General features: G+C 61.9%; 5 protein-coding genes. All 5 read right to left on the bottom strand.

Annotated elements, in window-relative coordinates; genetic code table 11:
* Positions 1–36: 36 nt before the first annotated feature.
* The 5 genes from OC610_RS18185 to OC610_RS18165 all read right to left on the bottom strand — a co-directional run bounded on the left by OC610_RS18185 (position 37) and on the right by OC610_RS18165 (position 6,488).
* Positions 37–2,610, bottom strand: coding sequence for a bifunctional diguanylate cyclase/phosphodiesterase (locus tag OC610_RS18185; RefSeq protein WP_264429576.1), 2,574 nt, complete (start codon positions 2,608–2,610; stop codon positions 37–39).
* Between the two features lie 126 nt (positions 2,611–2,736).
* Positions 2,737–3,411 (bottom strand): DUF2238 domain-containing protein, encoded by a 675-nt coding sequence (locus OC610_RS18180; RefSeq protein ID WP_264429574.1) that lies wholly within the window; start codon positions 3,409–3,411, stop codon positions 2,737–2,739.
* Between the two features lie 2 nt (positions 3,412–3,413).
* On the bottom strand, positions 3,414–5,213 hold the full coding sequence (locus tag OC610_RS18175) for a thiamine pyrophosphate-requiring protein (protein ID WP_264429572.1): 1,800 nt from the start codon (positions 5,211–5,213) through the stop codon (positions 3,414–3,416).
* A 101-nt stretch (positions 5,214–5,314) separates the two neighbouring features.
* Positions 5,315–5,833, bottom strand: coding sequence for an HvfX family Cu-binding RiPP maturation protein (locus OC610_RS18170; RefSeq protein ID WP_264429570.1), 519 nt, complete (start codon positions 5,831–5,833; stop codon positions 5,315–5,317).
* A 16-nt stretch (positions 5,834–5,849) separates the two neighbouring features.
* A complete protein-coding gene (locus OC610_RS18165) occupies positions 5,850–6,488 on the bottom strand; it encodes a ferric reductase-like transmembrane domain-containing protein (protein WP_264429568.1) in 639 nt (212 codons plus the stop codon).
* Positions 6,489–6,683 lie beyond the last annotated feature (195 nt).

The following is a 6,683-nucleotide window of genomic DNA, read 5'->3' as shown; positions in this document are numbered from 1 at the left end:
TCAACCAGATAGAGTCAGGCCACTTCGCGCCAGAGGCTAAAGCCACCGCGGCGTGGTAAAGAACGAGGCCATTTCCGAGCGAGCCAACGCCGCGCCGAAGTACGGCCCTTGCACATGATCACACGCCACACTGCGCAACTGACTGAACTGCCGCGCATTCTCGATACCCTCGGCCGTCACCATCAACCCGACGCTGCGGCTCAACCGAATCATCGCCAGCACACCTTCCTGGTCATGCTCCAGGCCCAACTGCGCAAGGATATTGCGATCGAAGCGAATACCGTCGAACGGCTGATCAAGGACTTCCCGCAGAGACGCAATATTGGTACCGAACTTATCGATATTGATCCGTACCCCCAGCGCCTTGAGCGCATGCAACGTATTGGCGAGGGTCTTGTGATCGGTCAGCAGCACTCCTTCGGCGACTTCCAGCGTCAGGCGCTGGGCAGGCAGGCCGCTTGTCTCCAGGGCTCTGTGCACCTGGTTGAACAGGAAACTGCTGCTGAACCAACGCGGCGATACCGCGACGGATACGGTCAGTGCGTTGGGCCACGTGGTTGCCTCTTCACAAGCGCCGATCAACATCCAACTGCCCAGTTCCTCCAGCTGGCCGGAGGCTTCGGCGACCGGAATGAAGTCGATTCCACCCAGTTCACCTCGTTCGGGATGATGCCAGAAGGCCTGGGCTTCGAAGCCATGCAACTGTTCGGCATTCACGTCGAAACGCGGCAGGTAGCGCAATTCGAGCTGGCCTTGCTGCATCGCATCGCGCAATTGCTGCTCATAGCGTCGACGGTCGCGGGCCACGTTGCCCATGGCTTCTTCGTAGACGCGCCAGGTATTGCGACCGGCGGCCTTCGCCGCGTACAGGGCGATGTCCGCTTGGCGCAACAGCTCCTCGGCACGCTGTTCCGCGGGGTGCGACCAGGCGACGCCAATGCTCATGCCCAGGTACAGCGTATTGCCGTCCAGGTGCATCGGGCGTTGCATGCATTCGATCAGACGCCCGCACAGTTGGTCGAGATCACTCGCGCCACCCGGGTTGGGCATGACGATGACGAATTCATCGCCACCGAGGCGGGCCACCAGGTCGGTGCCGCGCACGTTCTGCTGAAGAATATGGGCGACTTCCTTCAACACCTTGTCTCCCACGGCATGGCCGAGGGAGTCGTTGACCGGCTTGAACCGGTCCATGTCCAGGTTCAGGACCGCCAGCGGCGTAGGGTGCGCCTGGTCCAGGTGTTCGCTGAGGCAATCGAACAAACGGTTGCGATTGGCCAGGCCGGTGAGCGGGTCGTGCAGGGAAAGGTGCTTGATCTGCGCCAGTGCCCGTAGTTCTTCGGTGATATCGGTGGCGGTGCCGCGGAAGCCCAAGGTGCCGGCCTCGATGGCCCGGACCGACAGCTTGCAGGTGCGTATGCGTTGGTTGCGCGCGGTGTATTCGCACAGGAGCGGCGTAGAACACATGCTGTTGGCACCGTCGAGCAGCCAATGGGCGATCGAGATCGATCCGTTGTGGGGGTGCAACAGCCGCTGCAACGGTTTGCCCAACCACTCGGCGGGGCTGAAGCCGGTGACTTGTTCGAAGCGCTCGGACAAATAGGTCAATGTCCCGTTCGAATCGACCTCCCACAGCCAGTCGGACGATACCTCGGCAATGTCGCGAAAACGTTCCTCACTGCGCTCCAGTGCCTTGCGATGGGCCAGCAGGCTGACGTACTGCTGTTCCTGGGCACGAAGCATGATCAGGGCATGACGCAATACAGCCAGGGCCATGATCGCCAGGAACAACAACGCGAGTCCCAGCAAGGGCAGCAGGACCTTGCGCAGGTCCTTGCCCGGCGTAGCGGGGCGCCAGGCCAAGGCTTCGCGAGTCAGGTTGTTGAGCGATACTTGGGCGGTGTCTTTCGGGCCGGGCGTATGGGCGATATGCGCACTGGGCAGGGCGAAGTCCCTGGACAGGTTTTGCAGCGCACCCGTGTCGAGGACTTTGACGAACAGCATCAGGCTCGCCGGGCCAGGAATCTCGCGCACGCTGTTGTCGGTGCCGGTGGTAATCGCCGAGACGGCGACGAAGGCCGGGGCGTCCTCGTGGTGCAGCAACTCGACAATCACCTCATCACGATTTTCCGCAGCCCTGGCCTTCTTGGCGATCGCCCGCAAGTCACCAGTGAGCCACGTGTCGGCGGCCACTTCGCTCATTTCGCCATTGATCACCGAATAAACCGTCTTGCCGGCAGGGGAAATGACGAACACCGCCTGGTAGCCATACAGCGAGAACACGCTGCTGCCGACGTTTTCCTGGTCGTAGGCCCAGTCTTTGTCGACTTTTATGTGCAGGTGCCGGTAGGCGTCGCTCCATTTCGAGTAATCGCTCAGGTCGCGGCCGATGCCGGTACGCATGCCGTCGATGGCCCGCTGGGCAAAGAACAGGCTCTGTTCACGGGCCTGTTCGTCCTGGGTCTGGGTGACGTTGAGCAGCACCGCGATGGCCAGCGCGGACATGACGAACAGCAACAGCATGATGGCCGGAAAGGTGCGGCGGGTGAAACTTCGGGTAGGCCGCTCGCCGGAAGTCACCGTGGAGTCATTGCCAGCATCTTCAATCATAAAAACAAGCCATCAGCTGAACGCGAGATATCCCGCACTAACCTTGTATCGGCTGACTGGCTGATTAGCTTAATAAAAGTAAGAAATTGCTGACCGGTTGCACCATTTTTTGCGCGGCCACGACCGTCAGGTGCTGGCCCTGTCTCGCCGGGCCCATTCCAGGGCAAAATCCCGTTGTTGGAAATAGTTGACCCCGGCGGCCGCCACCAGCGTCACGCACGCCGCCAGTGCTGCCAGCGCCACGTCCTTTTGCGAGTCCCATGGGTCCTGTTGCGCACCGACGAATGCCTTGGCGGTATCGCCACCCATGTAGGCGCCACCGATCCATTCGATCAGCTCATAAATGGCCGAGGACGACAGGATCAGGTTCCAGGCCAGGAAATAGCCGATGAATCCCCGGGCGGGCATGACCCGCAACAGCGCCTCGCGCACCGGGTAGGCCAGCAGCAGGCCATAGCTGAAATGCACCAGCCGATCGAACTGGTTGCGCTGGAAGCCCAGCAACTGGTCCAGCGACGGTCCGCCGGTCAGGGCTTGCCACCATTCGTTGTAGGGAACCTTGGCATAGGTGTAGTGGGCGCCGACCTCGTGGATGCAGAGGAACACGAACACCAGCGAGGCGGACAGCCGGGAAAAGCTGAACCGGCGATGGACCGCCACCAGGACCCCCAGCAGCGCGAAGACCAGCAGGTTTTCCGCCAACCAGTCGCTGCGTTTCATCGGGGCGATGGCCAGCCATGTCCATAGGGCGATGAAGCTTCCCAGCAGTATCAGCTCATAACGGCTCGCTCGGGTCTGCATGATCACTCTTTGTCCTTGCGATGGCCCGGCAGCAAAGCGCCGAGCACCTGCTTGGCCGTCTCGACGACGATGCCACCTTCGTTCGGATCGCCATGGAGCAGGGTGGAGGCAAATTTCTTCGCCTGTTCCAGCTTGATATGCGGTGGCAAGGGTGGCACGTCGGGGTCGGTGCGGAACTCGATCAGCACAGGGCGTTCGACGGCGAAGGCCTGTTCCCAGGCGCTGGCCACGTCGTTTTCCTGATCGACGAGGATGCCCTTGAGGCCAATGGACTCGGCGAACAGATGGTAGGGCACGTCGGGAATGTCCTGGGACGCCTCGAATTTCGGGTCGCCTTCCATGACTCGCTGCTCCCAGGTCACCTGGTTCAGGTCCTGGTTGTTGAATACCGCGCAGATCCAGGTGCTGTTGGTCCAAGTGCGCCAATACTTGGCGACGGTGATCAGCTCAGCCATGTTGTTCATTTGCATCGCGCCATCGCCCACCAGCGCGATGACCGGGCGATCCGGGTGGCAGAACTTGGCGGCGATGGCGTAGGGCACGGCGGCGCCCATGGAGGCGAGGCCACCGGACAACGAACACATCATGCCGCGACGGATCTGGACGTCCCGCGCATACCAGTTGGCGCAGGAACCGGAGTCGCTGGTGATGATGGCGCGGTCCGGCAGTCGTGGGGACAGTTCGTAGGTGACCCGTTGCGGATTGATCGGCTTGGCCGACACCAGGGCGCGTTTTTCCAGGGTCTTGTCCCAGTCCGCCCGCCAGCCTTCGATTTTCTTGCGCCAGGCGCGGTCGGTTTTTTCTTCGATCAAGGGCAACAAGGCCCGCAGGGTGTCGGCGCTGTCGCCTTGCAGATTGACTTCCATGGGGTAGCGCAGGCTGAGCATGTCGGGCTTAAGGTCGATCTGCACGGCGCGCGCCTGGCCCTCGCCGGGCAGGAATTCGGCATAGGGGAATCCCGACCCGATCATCAGCAGGGTGTCGCAACCGGCCATGAGGTTGTCGCTGGGTTCGGTGCCCAGCAGCCCGATGGAGCCGGTGACCCAGGGCACCTCGTCGGGTAGCACGGCTTTGCCGAGCAGGGCCTTGGCGACGCCGGCGCCGAGTTTGTCGGCGATGGCAATCACTTCGTCGGTGGCGTGCAGCGCCCCGGCGCCTACCAGGATGGCGACTTTCTTGCCGGCATTGAGCACATCGGCGGCCCGGCGCAGGTCTTCGTCGTAGGGCACGACCTTGGGTTTGCGGTAGCCGACACCGGAATGCAGCGTGCCGTGCTTATGCGGCGGCGGCGTGTATTCCAGGTCCTGCAGGTCGTTGGGCAGGATCAGCGCGGTGACCCGGCGCTCGCCCACCGCGGTGCGTACCGCACGGTCGAGCAGGTGGCGGACCTGGGCCGGAGCGCTGGCCTGCTGGACGAACGCGCCGGCAACGTCCTTGAACAGGCTCACCAGGTCCAGTTCCTGCTGATAATGCCCACCCAGCGCATTGCGTGCTTGCTGACCGCTGATCGCCAGGACGGGCATGTGGTCCATGCGCGCGTCATACAGGCCAGTGATCAGGTGCGATGCCCCCGGGCCGGACGTCGCGATACACACCCCCAGCTCGCCGGTGAACTTGGCATGGGCGCAGGCCATGAACGCGGCCATTTCCTCATGACGAGCCTGGATGAAACGGATCTTGCCCTTGGCCCGGTTCAAGGCGCCAAACACACCGTTGATGCCATCGCCCGGATAGCCGTAGATGCGACGAACGCCCCATTCATAAAGGCGCTCAACCAGAAAATCACCGACGGTCATGCTCATGTCTGTTCCTCGTCCTGATGGGCTGTCTTGATGCGCTGCGACCGCCATGACAGCGATACGCAGCGCGTTGGCTCATACAGGACTGGACCGACGCAAGTCCTTCAAGGTTTCGATTTTTTTGTCCAGAGCAGCGACCTGAGCAGCGCATCCACGCTCAACTGGCCGGCACCCCGCAACAGCAACGGCAGCAATGCGACCAGGTAAATCAACGGCAACTTGAAGTTGCCATAACCTTTGTTGGTGATCGCGTACCCTTGGGCCAGCTCGCTCAGGCTCGACCAGTCCGCCGGCCAATGCACGGCTGCGGTGGCGACCACAGTGACGATCATCAGCACCAGCGCCGAGGCGCGCGTGCCCAGCCCGATCAACAGGGCGATGGCGCAGATCAGTTCCGCCCACATCGACAGTTCCCAGTTCCAACTGGCCGGCACATGGTTGAACGGGAAGGGAAAGGCCGACTGGATCTCGGCGAACCAGTTCTCGCCGTTCCATTTTTCCAGGCCGGATTCGAAGAACTCCCAGGCCAGCAACAGGCGCAGCCCCAGCGGTGCGAGCCACGAGCCGGCGTGATCGAGGTTGAGGTGCAGGCTGTTCAAGGTTTTCGAGACAGTCGTGTACATGATCGTTCTCCTTCGCTCAAGCCGCGCGTTGCAGGGATTGGCGCTTGTTGGCCTGGGCCAGCTTGCCCATCAGGCGGATCGCCGTGGCGGCGCAGATCAGGCCGAACGGCAGCACGTACCAGTCACTCATTGGAATACGCTTGAAGTTGGAGTAGGCAAAGATTGCCGCCAGTACCCACATGCCGGTCGTATGCAGGCGCTTCCATGCCGTGGCGCCGATCAACCGCGTGGTGCTTTTGAACGAGGTCAGGGCCAACAGCAGGACAAATACATAGCCCACGGTGCCAGGGATGTTGCCCAGGGTGGTGCGACCGGGCCAGAACTCCGTGTTGAGCTGGCCGTACCAGTAGATCAGCACCGCATGGACCAGATGGGAAAAGGCAAAGGCCAACCCGATGAAGCGCCGCTCGCGTACCAGGGACTTGCTCAAGGGAGAGGGCACCAGCACGGCAAATGCCGAGGCCGTGAAGGCCAGCAGGAACAGGGCGAAGGATGAACGGGCGGTGGCGCGAATGGCGCTGCGCACGCCCTCGGTCAGGTCAGGGTTGATGACCACGACCAGTACGGTCATCAACAGCACCAGGGCGGCAAGCAGGTTGAACAGCGACCAGCCCTGGTAACGGAAAGCAGGCGGCGTTGCGGTGGCGTTAGGCATGGGAAAGCTCCTTGGATGGCCCGGCATCGTGGTGGCCGGGGATAGGAGGAGTCTTTCAAGTGGGTGTAAGCAGGGTGTGTCTGGAAGGGGGGCGGTGTGCAAGTTTGTGTATGCGGTGTGGCGGTTGACACACTGATATACAAACCCAATATCGAACCTTGCACGAAAACCTGTGGGAGCGAGCCTGCTCGCGAA

It is taken from the genome of Pseudomonas agronomica (assembly GCF_025917275.1).
In the GTDB taxonomy this organism is placed as follows: Bacteria; Pseudomonadota; Gammaproteobacteria; order Pseudomonadales; family Pseudomonadaceae; genus Aquipseudomonas; species Aquipseudomonas agronomica.
Note: the sequence above shows the minus strand (reverse complement) of the source record. Positions and strands in the feature narration are given on the sequence as shown.

Coding starts and splice junctions, on each gene's coding strand:
- OC610_RS18185 (WP_264429576.1), bottom strand. CDS start 2,610: ATGATTGAAGATGCTGGCAATGACTCCACGGTGACTTCCGGCGAGCGG.
- OC610_RS18180 (WP_264429574.1), bottom strand. CDS start 3,411: ATGCAGACCCGAGCGAGCCGTTATGAGCTGATACTGCTGGGAAGCTTC.
- OC610_RS18175 (WP_264429572.1), bottom strand. CDS start 5,213: ATGAGCATGACCGTCGGTGATTTTCTGGTTGAGCGCCTTTATGAATGG.
- OC610_RS18170 (WP_264429570.1), bottom strand. CDS start 5,833: ATGTACACGACTGTCTCGAAAACCTTGAACAGCCTGCACCTCAACCTC.
- OC610_RS18165 (WP_264429568.1), bottom strand. CDS start 6,488: ATGCCTAACGCCACCGCAACGCCGCCTGCTTTCCGTTACCAGGGCTGG.